Origin of the sequence: Thalassospira xiamenensis M-5 = DSM 17429 (assembly GCF_000300235.2) — a bacterium.
GTDB lineage: Bacteria > Pseudomonadota > Alphaproteobacteria > Rhodospirillales > Thalassospiraceae > Thalassospira > Thalassospira xiamenensis.
Genome location: NZ_CP004388.1, coordinates 1,786,218 through 1,806,201 on the forward strand (window position 1 = coordinate 1,786,218; position 19,984 = coordinate 1,806,201).

A 19,984-nucleotide genomic window follows, 5' to 3' on the forward strand; every position below is an offset into this window, starting at 1 on the left:
GCGCTTGTTAACGTGCGCGGTCGGGAAAGTCAACGATCAAAGTGCCGGAATTTTCATTTTCCTGCGACCTTTCGGCTTTTTTGCCGTGATCGGCACCGGCATCATGATCAACATGATGGTCGATGGCCGGAATCAGGCCGGTATCACGCGGATCGTCAACAATATCTGTTCGCTGGTCGTATACACCAAAGCCTGCCTTCTGGTAAGCCCCCAAAGCACTTGGATGATCCAGCGAACATGTATTGACTGTTATGCGTTGCGGTTTAAGGCCCCAGGCAGTGTCAATCGCCCAGTTCAGAAGGTATTTGCCATACCCCTTGCCGATGAAATCGGGGATCAGGCCCATATAATGCAGGTCGATCACGCCGTTTTCTTCAAGATCGGTCAGGTCAAGTTCGGCAAAACCGGCCGGGACGCCGCCGACATATAAAACGTAAACGTGGGTTTCGGGGCGGGCCAGAATTTCGGCAAGCTCGTCATCGCCCATCAGGCGGCGGAACCACCACAGCCACGGTTCGCCGACCGTATCATAAAGGTAACGATAAAAGGACAGGGTGGGGTTTTCGGCGCGCACGATGGCGACCTTGCCCGGCGGGATGGTTGCCGCAGGGCGATCTGGCGGATCAAGCATTTCAAGGAAGGTGATGACGACTTCCAGCTTGCGCGGGTTGGATGCACTCATGACTTCAGCCTTTTTCGCATAACCACAAAATCGGTGCCGATTTCAGATATTTGCGTGTTGGTTCGTGGGACAGTTTCGACAATTTCATAACCGAGCTTGCGATAAAAATCATGCACTGCCGGGTCTGTGACCGTGACCTTGTTTACAGCAAGGCCGGTGGCGGCAAGGATATCCTCGGCCAGGGCCAAAAGACCCGATCCAAGGCCGGTGCCGCGCGCATCGTTGGCCACGGCAAGATAATGAACCCAGCCACTTTCACCGTCATGACCGGCCATGATTGTGCCGATGATTGTAGCGTCTTTTGCCGATCGTGCCAAAATCACGCTGCCGCGCCCGGAATTCAGGCATGTGGCGAGATCACGACCAGCATCGTAGCCCGGTCCGGTCAGCCCGGATTTATGCCAGAGGTCGCCGATGGCGGCGATATCGTGCGTGGTCGGGGATTGCAGTCTTTCAAGAAAAAAGCCCGGTTCTTCCTTTCTGTCACTTTTGCCTGCCGCTTTGTTCGTGGCGGCATCGGTTTGGGACAGGGTGAGGGAACCGGGCATTTTCATATCTGTTGATGGTTGGCGTTATGCCGGGCCCTTGTCGACCGGGCTTCCCTCCGTGCTGGCCCATTCGGCCCAGGAACCGTCATAAACCGCGACTTCCTTTTTTCCGGCGATATAGGCACCAAGGGCAAGCACGCAGGCGGTCACGCCCGAGCCGCAGGATGTGACAACCGATTTATCAAGATTGACACCGGCATCATGGAAGGCGGTGCGAATGGCATCGGCATCCTTGAAGGTGCCGTCAGCATTCAGGAGCCTGTCAAACGGCAGGTTATAGGAACCCGGCACATGGCCAGCCTTGCCCCAGGGTTCGTCGGCATCGCCGGTGAAGCGTTCGGTTGCGCGGGCATCGACAAGCTGTTCGCGTTTGCTTTTGACGTTTGCCAGCACCTGATCATATTCGCGCAAAAGGAAGCTGTTGGCGCGCGCGGTGAAATGGCGTTCGCGCGGCGGGGTTGGTGCATCGGTCACCGGGCGGTTTTCCGCCAGCCATTTCGGCAGGCCGCCATCAAGCACGGCGACATCGTGATGCCCGAAATGGCGCAGCATCCACCATACCCGGCAGGCGGCAAGGGCGGACCCCGTCTGGCCATAAACCACGATGCGCACACCGTCGCCAAGGCCAAGCTTGCGGACCTTGGCCGAAAATTTGATCGCGTCGGGCATCATGTGGGGAAGGGGTGCGCTATCGTCGGCGGCGATTTCGTCAATATCAAAGAAGACCGCGCCCTGAATGTGCTGCGCGTTATAAATCTCGCGCGCATTTTTGTTCTGGGCGGGCATGTACCAGCTGGCATCGACGACACGAACGTCGGGTGCATCAAGGTGATCCGCAAGCCACTGGGTGGAGACCAGTGCGTCGGAAGTTGGGTTGGTCATCAAAGAGACTCCGGTTTGCAATGGTGGGTATTGCGCGATCCGGGGCGTTTCCGCAGATCTGTATCTTCAAACTCAAATGTTTCTTGTTTTAATTTCTATCCGTCCTGAAAGCGCATGGCAATATCCCGACTTGATTTGTGGATATGCCGATTGCGCGTTTCCGGGGAATTCATTCATCAAAGACGATATTGATGCGGCGGTTCTGGCGGCCTTTCTTTTCGATCTTGGCAACCAGAACCCTGCCGATTTCGGCCGTACTTTTGACATGCGTACCGCCGCAGGGCTGATAATCGATGCCCTCTATCGTGACTGTGCGGATGCTGTTTCCATCCATTGGCGGCTGTACCGACATGGTGCGAACCAGTTCCGGATTGGCTTTAAGCTCTGCCACGCTGATTTCACCGTCATAGACCTCGGCATTGCGTGCGATCAGTTCGTTCAGTCTTGCGGTCAGTTCATCCTTGTCAGGCGCTTCATCGGGCAGGTTGAAATCAAGCCGCGCCTTGTGGGCGGCGATATTGCCACCTGTGACGTCGCCTTCGACAATTGCACACAGCAAATGCAGGCAGGTGTGAAAGCGCATCAGGCGGTGGCGGGTTTCCCAATCCAGTTCGGCCGTGATCGTGTCGCCGATTGCGGGCAGGTCGTGACCATCGGCGATGATATGCAGGACTTTGCCGCTGTCGCGGTCCTTGATCGTGGTTGCGACCGGCATTTCACGGCCATCGGCGGTTTTGAAAATCCCGACATCGCCGGTCTGGCCGCCGGCGGTGGCGTAAAACACGGTTTGGTCCAGTTCAATGCCGCGGTCCGAGATCGAGATGACTTTGGCGTCACAGTTCCGGCGATAGGCGTCTTCACGAAATAAAAGGCGGGTCACAGACTCCTCCATACTTGGTGGCGATCAGATCGCGTGACCGTCAGTTGGCCGCCTAAATCGGGGAGGCGGCAGATGTGCCTTTTGTGGGGCTGGGCAGCATCGCGGTGATGGTCCGGTCTGAAATCTTGCAGTGAAATCATGGTGCTGCCGGAAGGCTTGGTTTGTCGAGGAGTTTTTGGAATTTAGATTGTGTATATATTGATACATATTTTTGGAATTGATGTTGATAATCATACGAAATGTATGTTATCCCCTTGGCCAAATTGGGGGTGAAAGAAACTTGGCTGCTGTTATTCATGTCAAATTGACGGGCGAAGGTGATTTCGGACCGGTGGATCTTGAATGTGCGATCCCGCCTGCGCGCCTGCCTTTGGTGATGGCGGCCCTGTTTGGCTCCCCGACTAGTTTGCGGGCGGGGGCGGCGCAAGGGGGCGGTGCGGTTGATCATGGGGCAGCTTCTTCGGGGGCTTCGATGTCCTCTGCTATATCGCCTGCTATATCCCCTGCTATGTCCCTTGCGGCATCATCTCCGTCTGCCCCATCTTCGACATTCGGGCCTGAGGGCTCTTCGCGGGAAATGCCTGCTGGCGGGCAATTGCCTGTAACGGCGCGTCCTGATCGATCCGGCCCGGTTTTTTCATCGGCACACCCGGCTATTGTTGGTGAAGGCGCTACGGATGCGATTGATCCAGCGAACTTCCTGATTGGATATATTGGCAATCTGGGCGATCTGATTGCCCGGCTTCAGCCGCGCGGCTTTGCCGAAACCATCCTGATTGCGGCGATCTGGCTGCATTACCGTGATGGGCGGAGCTTTGTGACGCGTGACGATATCCGGCGGTTGCTGCGGCGGCAGGAACATCTGCGCATGCCAAAGAATTTCGGTCGCGATTTTCATACCGCAATCACGCGGGGCTATATCGAACCGGTCGACGAGGACGGGGGATTTGCCGCGACCGGAACCGGATATCAGTGGTTTCGTGACGCCTGTATTAAATGATACAAAAAGCCGATAAAATGGTTGACGTTATGTATTGATAATGTATCATTATTGACGTGGGACAAGAAAACAGGCGGGGACAAAATGCGGGAATGGGAAGTACGGACAAGCTGCAGGGTCTGGCGTGGGCGATATGTGATCCGTGGGGGCGTTGATCGCATCGCCAATGATATCGTCAGCCTGCAGCAAAGCCGTTTTCCGGGGATTGAAACCGGCAAGGTTTCTCTTCGGGTTGTGACAATGGCGGTGATGGCGGTTCTGGCCGAGGAATGCTGCGAAGACGGCGTGACGGCAGCGGAACTTTCGTTTTTGCTGACCACATGCCTTGGTCGGCCGATTTCACCGGCCCGGATCGAACGCGAAATGGAAACGCTTTCGGGGCTGGTCTGGTCCGGGCCATGGGGGGCGGAAACGCTTTATGTTCTTGAAAAGCGCGGTCTTCGCTTTTTTGAAAGCGCGCGCATGATGGCGATGAACGATACCGACGCCAAAAACGAGGATTTGACAGAATATACAGGCGCGGAGGAAGGCGGGGTTTTGCCGAAGATCGATCCGTCGATTACGGCAAGCCCCGCCCCACACGCCCGGTACCGGGTGGTGGGATAAACCGCCATTATCCGGCTGATCAACAACACCCGCCTAATGGCTTTGCCCGGGCGGGTGTTTTGCTGTGTGCAGCATTGAACTGGTGCCCCGGTGGGCTGTTCACAGCAACTGCACCTGCCGGTTGGCATTCGGGCGGACAAAGCTGCTGTAATCAGGCTTGACCTGACAGCATAAGGTACGTAATGATTTAAAGATGGAAAACATTGTTACACATCAGAACGCCTATTTTACGTCGTGCACACAGCGCGGCGCCTGTTGATGTGTTTGTAAATTAAACCAAGACCGGCTGCCCCAGGGCGGCCTTTGTTTTTTCCATAAACCGGTTTGCCCGAGGTGGCCCCACCAACAAGGAAACCGGAAAATGACCCATATCTCCCTTGCGGATCGCATGCCGACACTTGATTTCACGCCCAATGCCCTGAAAGACGGGATCGGGGTGGTGCCGCTTATTCTGATGGCGGGGTTTGCCGATACCATTGCGGCAGCGAGCGCGCTGGTCGCAGATGGTGCTGTCATGATCGAGGACAGACAGATTGTGGATCCTGATCATCATATCCTGAGTTACGCGTTTGATGATGGCGAAGTATTGCGCCTTACCGTTGGCGGTCAGAGAACGATGCTGATCCGTCGTGCAGAGTGATTGGGGCGGAGTGACCGGGGCGGAGTGACCGGGGCGGAGTGATCGGGTTGGTGCCCGCCGGTCGCGCGAGCAGGGCTTGGGGGTGAGGAGGGCGATGTTGCTGGTGATTTCAGAACAGCGACATTTGCCCGTTCGCGCTGGGGCGGACAAAGCCGCTGCAATCAAGGTTGAGCGACCGGCCGGTCATGCCGTGTTTTTTGCGTGCAGCATCAAACCGTCTGGCGATCAGGTCGGCAATCGGGCCGGTGCCGCGCATACGGGTGCCAAATTCGGACTGATAGCGTTCGCCGTCGCGCATCTGGCGGATCAGCGACATGACCTTTGCCTTGCGATCAGGATAATGGGCGCCAAGCCATTCTTCGAACAGATCGGCGATTTCAAGCGGCAGGCGGATGACGATGTGCGATACGGACGTTGCCCCGGCGTCACGCACCGCGGCGACCAGATTTTCGATTTCCATGTCATTCAGGCCGGGAATGATTGGCGCGCACAGGACCGTGACCGGGATACCGGCATCGGCAAGTTTGCGAATGGCATCGAGCCGGCGGTGCGGGGCGGAGGCACGCGGTTCAAGAAGGTTGGACAATCTGTGATCAAGGCTTGTAACCGATACCGCGACCGACGCGCGGTTTCTGGCGGCCATTGGCGCGATCAGATCAATGTCGCGGGTGACAAGTGCGCCTTTGGTGATGATCGAAAAAGGATGGTGGCAATCGCCAAGCACCTTGATGATGGATCGGGTCAGTTGCTTTTCACGTTCAACCGGCTGATAGGGATCGGTGCTGGTGCCAATGACAATCGGGGCGGGCATATAGCTTTTGACGGCGAGCTGTTTGCGCAATAGCGTCGGGGCATCGGGCTTCCAGAACAGTTTTGTTTCAAAATCCAGCCCCGGCGACAGGCCGAGATAGGCGTGTGTCGGCCTGGCAAAGCAATAGATGCAGCCATGTTCACAGCCGCGATAAGGATTGATCGAACGGTCAAACGGCACGTCCGGGCTTTGATTTTTGGTGATCACGCTGCGCGCGCCATCAATGCCAAGGGTGGTACGGATGCGCGGTGCGTCCTGATCTTCCATCAGGCTGGTCATCCAGCCATCGTCGACCGCCTGATGGATATGGCGTTCAAATCGGCCATCAATGTTCGATACCGCCCCGCGGCCTTTTTGCCGGCGCGCGGGCAGTAGATCCGGATCAAAATCCGGATGGCTCCAGCCTTCGCCCGGTGGGGCGGTTTCGATGTGATCGGATGTCGGTTCGATGATATTTCGCATATGTTCAAAATACAGAACAAAACAGGAACATTCAAGCGAAATACGCAGTGCCCAGGTTGCCCGCGCCGATGTCAACGCGGACAGCGGCAGGCCGTTGATTTGACATCATCCGGTTATCAACAGCTTTCCTGATTACGGGCAGGTCGGCGTTGCTGACGTGAAACTGATGGAGCCGGTGTTTGTCCCGCCACCGACATTGCATGTGCTTACATTGCCGCTGTTCCCGGAGCCGGAGAGATTTGTATTGTTACTGTTAAAGAATATCAGGTGGTTGTTTGTCGCCCCGCTGACATTGAGCGTATTATTCTCGAATACGAGGTTGTCTGATCCGACTGCTGAGAGGGCGTAGGCAAAGGTATCGTTACTGCTGGTTGTGATCGTGTTGCCGCGAATGACGGTATTTTGTGCGTTCCCCAGAACCTGTATGCCAAAGACCGTGTTGTCCGTTGCGGTGGTGGTCAAGGTGCTGTTGATAATTTCAACGTTATCCACACCGTCAATCCGCACCGCTGTGACCGCCTCTGTTGCGGGGCCTGAAACAGTAACAGTAACGCCAACAAGGCGACTGTTGGCGGCCATATTGAAAATATGGTGCGGCGTGCCGAAGCCGACCGGAGGGGCGCCATCGCCGCTTAGGCTGGCGCCCGGTGTGGTGATGGTCACAGTGCGACCGGAAGGTGTTTTAACATCAAGATTGCCCGTTCCCATGATGGTTTGGCCATCCTGCACATCAAGGCGGTCGTTGACATTGGCAAAGCTGCCGTTAAGGACCACGGTCGAATTGGCACCGGCGGATGAGATGGTCGTGGCGAGGTCGGCACTTGCTGTTGTTGCGCTGCTGACAAGCGTGATGGTGTTGCCGTTGGCCGTGCTTGTTATTTCCTCTGCCGTGGTGAATTGCCCGGCCTGACTGACGATATCAATGTCGCGCATGATCGGATCGGTCATGCGGCGTTCGATAGCGTTCAGGCGCGGTTTGGGATTGTCGCCAAAATCCTGAAGCGGGATGCGCAGGCGGAAGCTGGCGAAGCTTTGTGTGCCGCGCGGATCGTCATGCTGGATTTCAGCCCCCAGCGAAAAGCGCGAGCCTTCCCACAGGAACGGTATTTCATCAAAGGTCAGGTCAAGCCGCCCGCGAGGTCCCTGCACCGTGTCCACATCGTCTTCGGTAAAACGATAGCCGCCTGCGTAAAGGCGCAATTGTTGTGGTGCCGTGGCTTCAAACAATGGTGCGCGCCAGCCGATTTCGGCATCAAACCCGCGAAGGGCGCGTTCTTCGCCCTGACGGTACATGATCGATGCGCCGGAAAAATCCACCGTACTCAGGCTGTCTTCTACATAGCTTGTCGTGCCGACCGGCATATAGGCATTGGCGCGAAAATCCCAGTCAAGCGAAAGGGCTTCGGCCCCGAAGGTGACCTGATTGAATTTGTTGTCATACGAGCTGTGGCGGCGGTCAAAATAACCATAGCCACCAATATTCCAGCCATTATCAAGCATCTGGCGAATGCCGAGACCGAAGTTGCCTTCGTGACTGTTGGCATCATCCATGCGTGCGCGGATATTGGCAAAGGTCAGGGTGTCGTCATCCTGCCATAGCGGAATGAACAGATCGGTTTCGCCAAGATTTCGATCTGTACCGGCCTTGCCTTCAAGGTCGATATGTGGCCCCCATTTATTGGTTGGTTCCGGTGTTTGCGCATGTGCGACAAAAGCCGTGGCCATTGCGGCCCCAACCCAAAAGCCAAGCTCGTGTACCCTCATTTGTCTTCCCGCTATTTTCAGCCGCATGTGACGCGTTTGGATAAAAATGCGCAGATCATTTCTATCTGCGTATCTGGATTATCCTGTGGATTTCAAGTCTGCGGCTCGATATTTTGTGCGTTATGATTTCTGTCCCGATTCTTATAGTAACAACACTTTTTATGCTAATCCAATGATATTGATGAATTTTATTGGATATTTCTGAGATGCTCGAATTCTATTGCGAACGATCAATTTAATCTTATGGTTGTGTTTTGGCGTTTGCTAACTTGCCGTGTGAAAAATCGGTTCGTATTTCTTTTTGTAAAAGCAGCGACACGGCCAAAATCAATGCCAACCGCATATTTTTTCATTTTTGTCTTCAATCATTTTGATCTGGCTTATGCGCGGCAGGAGAAATCGCTGGCATTTTGCGCATCAGTCAGATCGGCAGTTAAGCCAGTTCATGAAATGGAAGTCCGAGGATTAGGGGATTTGCGCATGGGTCGCCACAGCAACGGCAGGGATGCGATATTTTCCTGCGCGAAGTGGATATCCATTGCGTTTTATGGATAGGAAACAGTGCGAGGTGCGCAAAAGCGGACTATTGAGCCCCGTCTTTTTGTCGACCTTTTAAATTGCCTTTTCGATTGTCATGTATCGGTACAATCGCGCGCTTGCCGGTTTTTACAATCCATCTATAGTTTCGTGGCCACCCTTTTTATGGAGCCATTCCGATGGATTGGACACAGTTTGTCAGCTTTACGCTTGTCACCGCCCTTCTGGTGATGTCACCGGGCCCCAATGGCGTTCTGATTGCCAAAACCGTTCCGACATCGGGCCGTGCGGCAGGTTTTGCCAATGTTGCCGGTTTCGTGACCGCCTTTTACCTGCATGGCACATTGTCGATTTTAGGGATTTCAGTGATCCTGGTGCAGTCGGCACAATTGTTCATGATGGTGAAGATTGCCGGTGCGGCATATCTTTGCTGGGTCGGGTTCAAGGCGCTGCGCGAGGCGTGGCGCGGGGTTAAAACCGTTGCCGAAGTGGCCCCGGCCAAACGCCGCAGGACGCTTCTGGTGGCGTTTGGTGAAGGGTTTCTGACCAATGCGCTTAACCCCAAGGTATCGATTTTCTATCTTGCGGCATTTCCGCAATTCATTCCGGTCGGTGACGGGGCGATTGCATCGGCCTTCATGCTGGTTTGTGTGCATGCCAGCATCAATGTCATCTGGTTTTCGGCGATGATCATTCTGTTATCGCGCCTGACAGGCGTGGCGCGCAGTGGATCGTTCCAGCGCGCATTAAAGGCCGTGACCGGCAGCGTGTTTATTGCGTTCGGGATCAAGCTTGCGATGTTCCGGCCCTGATCTCGGGCCGGGATCGCATTACTTTTTGATGGCAATCAGCGCCATGACGGCCGCAAACAGGCCAAACAGAATGCCGCCCACCGGAATGCCAGCAAGGATACCGGAAAGGGCGGCATCTTCGTTGATCAGGGCTTCGAACGCGACCAGCGGCAGGATCAGGGACGCCAGAAACAGAAAGACCGGATTGAACAGTTTGTTTTTCATGGTCTTATCCCCCGACCATCGCAATCAGCAACAGGCCCAGTGCCATGAAACCGCAAAGGGCGGTCAGAAGCACACCGGTTTTAAGCACGACCGATAATACCGGTCCTTCCTTGCCCGAAAGTCCGACCGTCGAACAGCCGACCAGGATTTTTGACGGGGCCAGCATGCTGCCAAGTGACGCACCGGTTGCCTGTGCGGCCAGAACAAGGGCGGTTGAAATGCCCGAAAGTTCGGCGGTGTGGCGCTGGAACATGCCAAAGACCACGTTGGAATTATTCGTGCTGCCGGTCATGAAGGCACCCAAGGCGCCGATTGCCGGGGCCACCACCGGATAGGCGATGGCAAAGGAGCCGGAAAACAGCGCAGCACCGCCTTCGGCCAGGGCATAGGTCATGCCCGCGTGATCCATGATGATGGCAAGGCCGATGACCGGCACCATGCCGATGCTGGTCGGAAGGCCGCTTTTGACCGTGCGTTGCCAGATACGTCTGGCGATGCCGTTGTCATAGCGTCCGCGAATTTTAAAGAAGGCAAAGCTGATGGCGGCGGTATAAAGCAGCAACGCGCCGGGATGGCCGAAAATGGCAATCGGCTTGGCGCTTTCGGCATCGATATTCCAGCCAAGATCGGTTGAGATTGCCGGGAAATCGAAGGTCAGGCGAAGACCGGACAGGAAATCCTCGACCTGGGGGACAAAGGTTGCCAGACCGACAATCACCATGAAAACGAGGTAAGGGGTCAATGCCTCAATCAAAGGCATGTGGTGATGGTCGTCATCCCCGTTTGGTTCGGTGACGTCATCGGGATGGGGTTTCCAGAACCGGGTGACGATGATCGAGGTGACAAGCCCGGCAATCCCGGCGGTCAGCCCGCCCAGCGTCCAGACGCCGTAATTCGCCATCAGATATTGAACGACACCCATGACACCGGCAATCAGTACCAGTGGCACGATCCGGCGACGCACGGTGCGAAAACCACCATCGAGCCACAGAACCGCCGCCCCGCAGGTAAAGCCCGACAGGCCAAGCAGAATGGCGGAATAATGCGTCAGTTCGGTACCGGGAATGCCGGTCACGCCGATCAGGGCCTCGAACGAGGTTGCCATATTGCCAAACAGCACCGACCAGCTATGGCCGATCATCGGGGCGGCAACGGCGATGACGGGCGAGAACCCCATGCCGAGCAAAAGCGGTGCGATGACCGCAATCGGCACACCGAACCCGGCAACGCCCTGCAAGAAGGTGGCAAACACATAACCAAGGATCAGCAATTGCAGTGGGCGATCATCGGTTAGCTGGCGGATGGCCCGCCCGATGGTTTTGATGGCCCCGGCTTCTTCGGCTGCGAAATAAAGGATCAGGGCGGCCCAGACGATATAAAGAATGTAAAGCGCCAGCATGACGCCCTTGGCCTGGGCGATGATCAGCATATCGGTCGGCGCACCAAACGCGATCATGGCGATGGCAACGGTGACATACCATGCGGCCGCGCCGGCGCGTGCCGCGCCCCAGTTTGCCTTGATCATCAGAAACAGAATGGTGGCGATTGGCAGGGCAGCCAGAAGGAAGTCTGTCATGGGGGCGAGCCAAAACCTTTTGGAACAATGTGTTGCGGTTGATTTTCCAACCGGGCCGACATCTTGTCCCAGTGCTTCTGCAAGCGCAAGAAAACAGTTATGGCATTTCGTATGATGAAATACAAAACCGGGCCCGGCTGGTTTCAGTCGAGCCCGGTGATTGTCTGACTAATTGTTTCAGGCGCAGTTTTGCGCGGTTTGTTCGGTTTCAAGTTCGTCGCGCAGTTCTGCGGCAATCGAGAATGATTTCAGCCGTGCCGCGTGATCAAAGATATTGGCGGTGACCATGATTTCATCGGCCTTGGTCATATAGATGAAATCGCGCAGTTTTTTGCGTACGGTGTCGCGCGAGCCGATTGCGGCACAGCGCATGGCATGATCAACCCCGGCCTTTTCCACCCGGTTCCAGATGTCATCCATCGATTTGACCGGTTTGGGCAATTGACCCGGCGAACCGCGCCGCAAGTTCAGGAATTGCTGCTGCATGGAGGTGGCAATAAATTCGCCTTCCTCGTCGGTATCGGCGGCGAAGAAGCCCATCGCGGCAATCGCATAGGGTTTATCAAGCTGTTTGCTGGGTTCAAACCGGTGACGATACAGCGACAGTGCATCCATCAGCATATCGGGCGCAAAGTGCGACGCAAAGGCAAAGGGCAGGCCAAGACGTGCCGCCAGGTCAGCCGAAAACAGGCTGCTGCCCAGAAGCCACATCGGGACTTCGGAGCCATAACCCGGAACGGCCCGGATCGGCGGATTGCCTTCAAGGGGGGCAAGGAACTGCTGGACCTGAAGCACGTCCTGAATGAAGCGTTCCTCGGTGCCGTGCATATCACGGCGAAGGGCGGCGGCGGTACGTTGGTCCGTACCCGGTGCGCGCCCGATGCCAAGATCGATACGGCCGGGATACAGCGCATCAAGGGTGCCGAACTGTTCGGCAATCACCAATGGCGCATGGTTGGGCAGCATCACACCGCCCGAACCAACCCGGATGGTTTTGGTGCCCGCCGCGACATGCGATATGACAACCGAGGTTGCAGCGCTGGCGATGCCGGGCATGTTGTGATGTTCGGCCAGCCAGTAACGATGAAAGCCGAGCTTTTCGGCATGCTGGGCCAGTTCAAGCGTATTGCGAAGCGCATCGCGCGGATGTTCGCCCTCGTTCACGGGGCAAAGATCAAGAACGGAAAAACGGGGCATAGGCATAATCCCAATTGGGCGCAGGCCGAAAACGGCGCGCCGGATTTCAGTGTTGGGATTAATCTAGCCCAAAATCAGATGCTTGCCAGTCAGGGAGTGTCGGTTTTAGGTTCAGGGCCGGAGAAAGGATAGAATATGCTGATCATTTTTGGCGGTTTGCCCGGTGTTGGCAAGACATCCATTGCACGCGCACTGGCGCAAAAAATCGGTGCGGTGCATCTCCGGATCGACACGATAGAGCAGGCGATCCTTGATGCCGGGGTGCCACCTGATGATGATATCGGCCCGGTCGGCTATATGGTTGCCAACCGGCAGGCGACCGATAACCTTAAACTGGGTCTGACGGTGATCGGGGATGCGGTCAATTCGGTTGAAGAAACCCGAAGTGAATGGCGACTGGCAGCAGAGCGCGCCAGTAAACCCTATGTACAGATTGAGCTGATCTGTTCCGATCCGGGGGAGCATCGCCACCGGATCGAAACCCGGCCCTGTGACATTGAAAACCTGCATCAGCCCGACTGGGACAAGGTCCTTGGCCGTCATTACGAGCCGTGGCACGGGGTTGATCTGATTATCGATACGGCAAAGATGACGGTGGATCAGGCCGTCGATGCAATTTGCGGTGTGATCGATAAAAATAAATAAGGTTCAATTGTTCAGGTCGTTTTCCTGATCTTCTGCGCGATGCGCATTCAGCGTGCGGCTGACGAAATTGCGCAGTACGGTCGAGATATCGTTGCTGCGATAGGCCAGTGCGAGATGCGCCATCGGGACATCGCCCGCGACCTTGCGATAGACCACGCCATTGACCTGCAATTGTGCCATGGCGGCGGGGACGAGCGAGAAACCGAGTTCGGCGGCGACAAAGTTGATCACCGATCCCAATTGCGGCGCACTTTGCCCCATGACCGGTTCAAACCCGGCGGCACGGCAGGCGGCAACGACGATATCGAAATGGGTTGGTCCGACCTGGCGCGGGGTCAGGATCAGGGCATCATCGCGCAGGGTTTCGAGTGCCACCGTTTCACTTTGTGCTGCCGGATGACCCGCCGGAAGCACGATCAGCATCGGTTCGGATTTCAGGCGATGCAGTTTGATGTCATCGCTGTTGGCGGCACCCTGGCGCAGGAAGACGGCATCGAGCTGTTCGTCCATCAATGCATGCAAAAGGCGGGCGGAATTGTTTTCTTCCAGCGTCATTTCAACGCCGGGATAGGACCGGCGGAAATCACGGAAAACGCGTGGGACGCTGGGGCTAAACGCGGCGGATGCGGTAAAGCCCACCCGGATCGAGCCGATTTCACCGCGACCGGCGCGACGGGCGGCACGGATGGCGCGTTCCGCCAGTTCGGGGAAATGCTGCACGATATCGCGAAAGGCAATCCCGGCCTCGGTCAATTCCGCGCCATGCGGGACGCGGTGAAACAGCTGGGTGCCGATTTCGGTTTCAAGATCGCGGATCTGCTGGCTTAGCGGCGGTTGGCCGATGCCGATGCGGGCTGCGGCACGGGTAAAGTTCCCCTCGCGGGCGACTTCAAGAAAATATCGAATATGACGCAGTTCCATCCGGTATATCCAAAACATATCGAAAATGACTGTGACATATATTGGACCGATATCGAGAAAGCTGCAATCCTTTCGGTCAGATCAGAATTCTTCAAAACGAGGCCGGAATATGAGTGCCCACCGGGTGGAAAGCCCCGCAGCAGAGCCTGCCAATGATGATATCAAGCCAGCGACCGCCGGGGCCGAGCCGGTTTATACCGAACCGGGATCGCCGGAATTTCGCCGGATCAGTCTGGCGCTTTTTCTGGCGGGGTATGCGACCTTTTCGCTGATTTACTGCGTGCAGCCGCTATTGCCGGAACTGGCGCGCGATTTTGCCGTCAGCCCGGCATCCAGTTCGCTTGCGCTGTCACTGACGACCGGGTTTCTTGCCTTTGCCATCCTGCTTGCCGGGGCGGTTTCCGAGGCATTCGGGCGCAAGCAATTGATGTTTGCATCCATGTGCGGTGCGTCTATTTTGAACCTGATTGCGCCGTTGCTTTCCGACTGGCATGCATTCCTGGTGGTGCGTGCGCTTGAAGGCCTGATTTTGGGCGGGGTTCCTGCGGTTGCAATGGCGTATCTGGCCGAAGAAATGCATCCGCGCGGCCTTGGCACCACGATGGGGATTTACATCAGCGGGACCGCACTTGGCGGGATGAGCGGGCGCGTGGTGATCGGCATTCTGACCGATATGTTTGGCTGGCATCTCGCACTTGGCGCGATGGGGGCACTTGGTTTGCTCGCCGCCCTTGGGTTTGTCATTCTGTTGCCGGCATCGCGCAATTTCGTGCGCCGCCCCGGATTTCAATTGTCGTATCATATCCGCGCGTGGGAGGGGCATCTGCGCCATCCCGGCCTGCCATTCGTGTTCCTGATCGGGGCATTTGCGATGGGCTGTTTTGTGACGGTGTATAATTATGCCGGGTTCCGTTTATCTGCGGCCCCCTATGACCTGAGCCAGGGGCAGATCAGTCTGATTTTTGTGGTTTATCTTTGCGGGATGGTGACGTCTTCCATTGCCGGTGCCATGTCCGACCGGATCGGCCGGGGCCCGGTTTTGCTGGCGGGTATCCTGATTGCAGGTGTTGGGGTTGCCTTGACCCTGCTTTCCAGCCTTTGGGGCATGATCGGTGGGATCATGGTCCTGACCAGCGGGTTCTTTGTTGCCCATTCGGTGGCAAGTGGCTGGGTCGGGCGGATGGCGAAACAATCCAAGGGCCATGCGTCATCGCTTTATCTGCTGGCCTATTATCTGGGATCTAGCATCATGGGATCGGTCGGCGGCTGGTTCTGGTCGCATGGCGGCTGGGACGCGGTGGCGGCGTTTGCCGGGGCGCTTCTGATTGGGGCGGCGATTTGCGGGACTTACCTTTGGCAGGCCGCAAGACGGGCTGAGGCCGTTGCCTGACACAGATAAAAAGAAACCCCCGCCAGAATGGATGGCGGGGGATTTTGTTTGATGGTCGTAACAGGCGTGCCTAGAGCCAATCGGGGCTCGGCAAACCTTTTTCCTTGAGGAAGGCCGGGTTCCACAGTTTGCTTTGATAGCGGGTGCCAAGGTCACACAGGATGGTGACGATGGTTTTGCCCGGGCCGAGTTCACGGGCCAGACGTACCGCACCGGCGATGTTGATCCCGGTCGAGCCGCCCATGCAAAGCCCTTCTTCCTTGAGCAGGTCAAAGACGATCGGCAGCATTTCATCATCTGAAATCTGGAACGGGTGATCGATATCGATGCCTTCGAGGTTGGCAGTGATCCGGCCTTGACCGATGCCTTCGGAGATCGAGCTTCCTTCGGATTTCAGTTCGCCAAATTTGTAGTGGCTGTAAAGAGCAGCCCCCATCGGATCGGCAAGACCGATCTGAATATCCTTGTTGCGATCCTTGAGCGCCATCGACACACCGGCAAGTGTCCCGCCGGTACCGACCGCACAGATAAAGCCGTCAATCTTGCCGTCGGTCTGTTCCCAGATTTCCGGGCCGGTGGTGTCGATATGGCCCTGACGGTTGGCGACGTTATCGAACTGGTTGGCCCAGATGGCCCCGTTCGGTTCGGTCTTTGCCAGTTCTTCGGCCAGACGGCGCGAAACGTGAACATAGTTGTTCTGATCGCGATAGGGGACGGCGGGGACTTCGCGAAGGTCGGCACCGAGCAAACGCAACAGGTCTTTCTTTTCCTGGCTTTGCGTTTCGGGGATGACGATCACGGTGCGATAGCCAAGCGCATTGCCGACCACGGCAAGACCGATGCCGGTATTGCCCGCAGTGCCCTCGACAATCACGCCGCCCGGCTTCAGAAGGCCGCGTTTTTCCGCGTCACGAATGATGGCAAGGGCAGCGCGGTCTTTGACCGATCCGCCCGGATTGGCATATTCCGCCTTGCCCAGAATGGTGCAACCCGTCAGCTCGGAAACCTTTCTGAGTTTCACAAGCGGGGTGCGGCCAATGGCTTCAATGGTGCCATTGCGAATGTCCATGACAGACTCCAAGCGTGGTTAGAATGTGTTTTGTTACCTGTTGATTGGGTCTTTTATACACAAAAGTCAAGATGGATTAAAAATTACCACGTAATTTGTGTGTTAATTAATTCACATCCCAAAAGCGCGCTTACACCCCGGAAACCCCGGCTTCCCGGCGAATACGGTCGCGATTGAGCATCAGCCACTGAACGGCAATCGTCGCCGTTGCATTGCAGAGTTGTCCATCACGCAACATGGCAAAGCATTCATCGGACGATACCGTATAAACGCGAATGTCTTCGCCTTCTTCTTCCAGACCATGCAGGCCATTGGCACCCGACGCATCGACCCGACCATAATACATGGTGACTGTCTCGCTCGAACAGCCGGGGGTGACATAGTAACGCGAAATCAGTTCCAGGTCGCCGATGATGGTGCAACCGGATTCTTCCTTGGTTTCGCGATGCGCGACATCTTCCATTTCCTCGCCATCCTCGACGATGCCAGCGACAATTTCTGTCAGCCAAAGCGGCATTTCAGGGAAACGCTGATGCACCGAAATGGCGCCGGGGCGGAATTGTTCGATCAAAACGACTTCATCGCGCACCGGGTCATAGGGCAGGACCGCGACGGCATGGCCGCGTTCAAGAACCTCGCGCTGCAAAACCGCACTTTGACCGCCGTCAAAAAGGTGATGGCGCAATTCATATACATCAAGTTTGAAATGGCCGTCCCAACCGCGTGTGCGGCGAATGATTTCGTAATTATTGTTGTGTTTCATAAATTCTGTCCGGTGGTGGTTCTGGAATTATCATTCTGGAGACAACATATATCTCATGGTTTCACATCAGATTTGTGAAGAGAAGAGGGCAGAGCCACTTTGCGGTTGATGCGCGCCTCCCGTGAGGGGGTGATTAGCCGAAACCGTTCAGGTTGCACTGCAACTATTCGCAAGGGTGTGAGGCCAAGTGCCGTATTTTAATAATTTTTAATGTAGTGTAAAATCTGATCAATTAGCGCGCGGAATGAACGCTGCCAAACCGGACAGGTAGCGCGTTAGATCGCATTGGCGGGGAAGGTGGGGCTTTGATGCGATTCGAACCGACTGAAATCGCGCGTCTTTACGGGCGGTCGCGGGTGGGAGTTGTCGTGCACAGGGATTTGAACGCTGTGTATGTCAATGACGCCTATGCGAAAATGCTTGGCCGAAAAGACGTGAAGGATTTCATGGCGGAGCCCGATCTGCGCCAGTATATCCCGCCCAGTTTCCATTACGAAGCCAGCAAGCTTGTTGCGAAGTTTCAGGATTCGACCGGTTTTCACGGTTGGAAAAAGGTCTATAACATCCGCACCGATGGAACCCCGGTCTGGATGGAGATCAGCGACGAAACTGTCGAATGGGGCGCTGACAAAGCGGTTCTAACCACTGCACAGCTGATTGATAACGGCACGACGGCCATGCAGGTCGATCACATGCTGGGACGATCCTTTATCGGCGTGATGGTCCATCGCGACATGACGGCACTTTATGTCAATGATGCCTTTGCCCGCCTGATGGGGGCGGAAAATGCCAGCGCCTTCATGGAAAAACCCGATATCTTGCGGTTTATTCCCGAAGCGGATCGGGATCGGGCGATAAAACATGTTGCTGATATTTTACACGGCGCGCGTGAAGGCGAGCGTCATCGTGTGCGCGATATTCTTGATGATGGTAGCACGGTCTGGCGCGATCTGACCGACGAGCGGATTTTGTGGCACGACGGACGCCCGGCAATCCTGACCACGGCACATGACGTGCGCGAAGAAGTCGAAATGAACGAAGCCCTGATGCGAACCAAGGCCGGGCTTGAAGAAGCTGTGACCGAGGTCATCCGCATGGTGCCATCGGCTGTAGCCATGCTTGATGTCCATCAGAATGTTACGAACTTCAATCGTGAATTTGCCCGCCTGTTTGGCGAAGAACAACAAAACAAAGATGACGATCCGGTCTTTGATATTTCGATTTTGTGCAATTTGTATGCATCCATGATCAAAGGTGGCCACGGGCACGCCAATGTCGATAGTGTTGAAACCCCGTCCGGTTCTCACGCTGATATTCGCATGAACCTGATGGAAGATGGCAGGGTGATGGTTTCGGCATTGGATATTTCCAGCCACAAGCGCAAGGAGCAGCATCTTGACGCGCTTGCTTCGACCGATCCGCTGACCGGGGCGCTGAACCGGCGCGGATTTGAATCCGCTGTCAGCCGTCTTCGCGAAATTCGCCTGCTTAAAGGCAAGGTCTGGCAATTCGGGCTGGTGGTGCTGGATCTGGATTATTTCAAATACGTCAATGATACCTATGGCCATTCTGTTGGTGACAGGGTTCTTGAGAAAATTGCCATCACCTTGCGGCAGGCGCTTCGTGATGATGACCTTGTCGTGCGTCTGGGCGGAGAAGAGTTTGCTGTCCTGCTGCCATCTGCAACCACGGCGGTTACGAAGCGTATTGCGGAACGGCTTGCCAATATGATCCGTGCCATCGAAATCCCGGTCGGTGCTTCAGGCAGCGAGATGGTGACCATCACGGCCAGTTTCGGTGTAACTGTCGGCGGGGAACTGCGTGGGCAGTTTGTGGAACTGGAGCAGGCGTTGCTGGTGGCGGACCGCGCGATGTATGACGCCAAGGAAGCCGGTCGCGACACGATCAGGTTCCTGACCTTCGATGATGATATCGACAACTGAATTTCCGTGAATTATCTTCGCGCTTTGCGCAATCGGGCAGGCGAAAGATGACAATTCGTGAAATGCGGTCTTCGGACGGTGATGCTGTTGTCGATATCTATGACCGGGCACTGAAATCCGGCCATGCATCCTTTCAACAAAACGGCGGAAGCTGGGACGACTGGGATAACGGGCATTTGACGAAATGCCGGTATGTTGCCGTCGATGAGGCCGGTCAGGTGACGGGCTGGGCGGGATTGTCTGCTGTTTCGGGGCGCTGTGCCTTTGCCGGTGTTGCGGAGGTATCGGTTTATGTCGATCCGCAATGCCAAGGGCGGGGCATCGGAAGTGCGTTGATGAACGCATTGATCCGTGGTTCGGAACAGAACGGTTTCTGGTCGCTTGAGGCCGGAATATTCCCGGAAAATACCGGAAGTGTTGCCCTTCATCGAAAACACGGGTTCGAAATTCTTTGCCAGCGTAGCGGATTTGCCCGCATGGGATATGGCCCGATGCAGGGGCAGTGGCGCGATGTGCTGCTGCTTGAACGGCGCAGCAATGTTGTCGGGATCGACTAGATATCAATCCAATCATTTGTCACTGGGTTGCGTAAAAACCCGTAGACGATCTGGAAATTGCGGTGCCGATGCGCTAAGCAGCAGGGGCACCCGCG

At 55.9% G+C, this 19,984-nt stretch carries 20 protein-coding genes; 8 read left to right on the forward strand and 12 right to left on the reverse strand.

The annotated features are described in order from the left end of the window. Positions 1-7: 7 nt before the first annotated feature. The 4 genes from TH3_RS08435 to TH3_RS08450 all read right to left on the reverse strand — a co-directional run bounded on the left by TH3_RS08435 (position 8) and on the right by TH3_RS08450 (position 2,992). Positions 8-682 carry a GNAT family N-acetyltransferase gene (locus TH3_RS08435; RefSeq protein WP_007090028.1) on the reverse strand — a complete coding sequence of 225 codons (675 nt, stop codon included), beginning with the start codon at positions 680-682 and terminating at the stop codon, positions 8-10. Further along, the gene (locus tag TH3_RS22360) at positions 679-1,230 is read right to left on the reverse strand and encodes a GNAT family N-acetyltransferase (protein ID WP_167710562.1); all 552 of its coding nucleotides are present in this window, start codon (positions 1,228-1,230) and stop codon (positions 679-681) included. The genes TH3_RS08435 and TH3_RS22360 overlap by 4 nt, the downstream gene beginning before the upstream one ends. A 24-nt stretch (positions 1,231-1,254) precedes the next feature. Continuing rightward, complete coding sequence (locus TH3_RS08445; RefSeq protein WP_007090026.1) at positions 1,255-2,112, reverse strand: sulfurtransferase; 858 nt, start codon at positions 2,110-2,112, stop codon at positions 1,255-1,257. Between the two features lie 169 nt (positions 2,113-2,281). Then, entirely contained in the window at positions 2,282-2,992 is a 711-nt protein-coding gene (locus TH3_RS08450) for an alanyl-tRNA editing protein (protein ID WP_007090025.1), read from the reverse strand. 280 nt (positions 2,993-3,272) lie between these two features. Between TH3_RS08450 and TH3_RS22835 the strand changes: the two genes are divergently transcribed. The 3 genes from TH3_RS22835 (at position 3,273) to TH3_RS08465 (ending at position 5,238) form a co-directional block, all read left to right on the forward strand. Then, positions 3,273-3,992 carry a hypothetical protein gene (locus tag TH3_RS22835; RefSeq protein ID WP_139328164.1) on the forward strand — a complete coding sequence of 240 codons (720 nt, stop codon included), beginning with the start codon at positions 3,273-3,275 and terminating at the stop codon, positions 3,990-3,992. A gap of 84 nt (positions 3,993-4,076) precedes the next feature. Continuing rightward, the gene (locus TH3_RS08460) at positions 4,077-4,598 is read left to right on the forward strand and encodes a hypothetical protein (protein WP_007090022.1); all 522 of its coding nucleotides are present in this window, start codon (positions 4,077-4,079) and stop codon (positions 4,596-4,598) included. A 361-nt stretch (positions 4,599-4,959) separates the two neighbouring features. After that, the gene (locus TH3_RS08465; protein WP_007090021.1) at positions 4,960-5,238 is read left to right on the forward strand and encodes a hypothetical protein; all 279 of its coding nucleotides are present in this window, start codon (positions 4,960-4,962) and stop codon (positions 5,236-5,238) included. Positions 5,239-5,347: 109 nt separating this feature from the next. Here the strand turns inward: TH3_RS08465 and TH3_RS08470 are convergent, their stop codons facing one another. Beyond that, positions 5,348-6,511 carry a PA0069 family radical SAM protein gene (locus TH3_RS08470; RefSeq protein WP_040060760.1) on the reverse strand — a complete coding sequence of 388 codons (1,164 nt, stop codon included), beginning with the start codon at positions 6,509-6,511 and terminating at the stop codon, positions 5,348-5,350. 132 nt (positions 6,512-6,643) lie between these two features. Further along, positions 6,644-8,236: an inverse autotransporter beta domain-containing protein gene (locus tag TH3_RS08475; RefSeq protein WP_233421855.1), complete on the reverse strand. Its 1,593-nt coding sequence runs from the start codon at positions 8,234-8,236 to the stop codon at positions 6,644-6,646. Between the two features lie 755 nt (positions 8,237-8,991). Between TH3_RS08475 and TH3_RS08485 the strand changes: the two genes are divergently transcribed. Next, the gene (locus TH3_RS08485; protein WP_007090018.1) at positions 8,992-9,624 is read left to right on the forward strand and encodes a LysE family translocator; all 633 of its coding nucleotides are present in this window, start codon (positions 8,992-8,994) and stop codon (positions 9,622-9,624) included. A gap of 18 nt (positions 9,625-9,642) precedes the next feature. On the opposite strand, the gene TH3_RS08490 is transcribed toward TH3_RS08485, so the two are convergent. The 3 genes from TH3_RS08490 to TH3_RS08500 all read right to left on the reverse strand — a co-directional run bounded on the left by TH3_RS08490 (position 9,643) and on the right by TH3_RS08500 (position 12,601). After that, positions 9,643-9,828, reverse strand: coding sequence for a hypothetical protein (locus TH3_RS08490; protein ID WP_007090017.1), 186 nt, complete (start codon positions 9,826-9,828; stop codon positions 9,643-9,645). Between the two features lie 4 nt (positions 9,829-9,832). Then, positions 9,833-11,404 (reverse strand): L-lactate permease, encoded by a 1,572-nt coding sequence (locus tag TH3_RS08495; protein ID WP_007090016.1) that lies wholly within the window; start codon positions 11,402-11,404, stop codon positions 9,833-9,835. Between the two features lie 177 nt (positions 11,405-11,581). After that, on the reverse strand, positions 11,582-12,601 hold the full coding sequence (locus TH3_RS08500; RefSeq protein WP_007090015.1) for an LLM class flavin-dependent oxidoreductase: 1,020 nt from the start codon (positions 12,599-12,601) through the stop codon (positions 11,582-11,584). Positions 12,602-12,736: 135 nt separating this feature from the next. Here TH3_RS08500 and TH3_RS08505 point away from each other — a divergent pair, with 135 nt between their 5' ends. Further along, positions 12,737-13,246 carry a P-loop nucleotide/nucleoside kinase family protein gene (locus TH3_RS08505; protein ID WP_007090014.1) on the forward strand — a complete coding sequence of 170 codons (510 nt, stop codon included), beginning with the start codon at positions 12,737-12,739 and terminating at the stop codon, positions 13,244-13,246. A 3-nt stretch (positions 13,247-13,249) separates the two neighbouring features. Here TH3_RS08505 and TH3_RS08510 read toward each other — a convergent pair whose 3' ends face one another. After that, positions 13,250-14,167 carry a LysR family transcriptional regulator gene (locus tag TH3_RS08510; protein ID WP_007090013.1) on the reverse strand — a complete coding sequence of 306 codons (918 nt, stop codon included), beginning with the start codon at positions 14,165-14,167 and terminating at the stop codon, positions 13,250-13,252. Between the two features lie 109 nt (positions 14,168-14,276). On the opposite strand from TH3_RS08510, the gene TH3_RS08515 reads away from it, so the two are divergent. Beyond that, entirely contained in the window at positions 14,277-15,557 is a 1,281-nt protein-coding gene (locus TH3_RS08515) for an MFS transporter (protein ID WP_007090012.1), read from the forward strand. A 70-nt stretch (positions 15,558-15,627) separates the two neighbouring features. On the opposite strand, the gene TH3_RS08520 is transcribed toward TH3_RS08515, so the two are convergent. Together TH3_RS08520 and TH3_RS08525 are read right to left on the reverse strand one after the other, a co-directional pair. Then, positions 15,628-16,626: a cysteine synthase A gene (locus TH3_RS08520; RefSeq protein WP_007090011.1), complete on the reverse strand. Its 999-nt coding sequence runs from the start codon at positions 16,624-16,626 to the stop codon at positions 15,628-15,630. 130 nt (positions 16,627-16,756) lie between these two features. Beyond that, positions 16,757-17,389, reverse strand: a complete 633-nt coding sequence (locus TH3_RS08525; protein ID WP_007090010.1) for an NUDIX domain-containing protein — start codon at positions 17,387-17,389, stop codon at positions 16,757-16,759. 308 nt (positions 17,390-17,697) lie between these two features. Between TH3_RS08525 and TH3_RS08530 the strand changes: the two genes are divergently transcribed. Next, on the forward strand, positions 17,698-19,332 hold the full coding sequence (locus tag TH3_RS08530; protein ID WP_007090009.1) for a sensor domain-containing diguanylate cyclase: 1,635 nt from the start codon (positions 17,698-17,700) through the stop codon (positions 19,330-19,332). 47 nt (positions 19,333-19,379) lie between these two features. Beyond that, positions 19,380-19,889 (forward strand): GNAT family N-acetyltransferase, encoded by a 510-nt coding sequence (locus TH3_RS08535; protein WP_007090008.1) that lies wholly within the window; start codon positions 19,380-19,382, stop codon positions 19,887-19,889. Positions 19,890-19,984 lie beyond the last annotated feature (95 nt).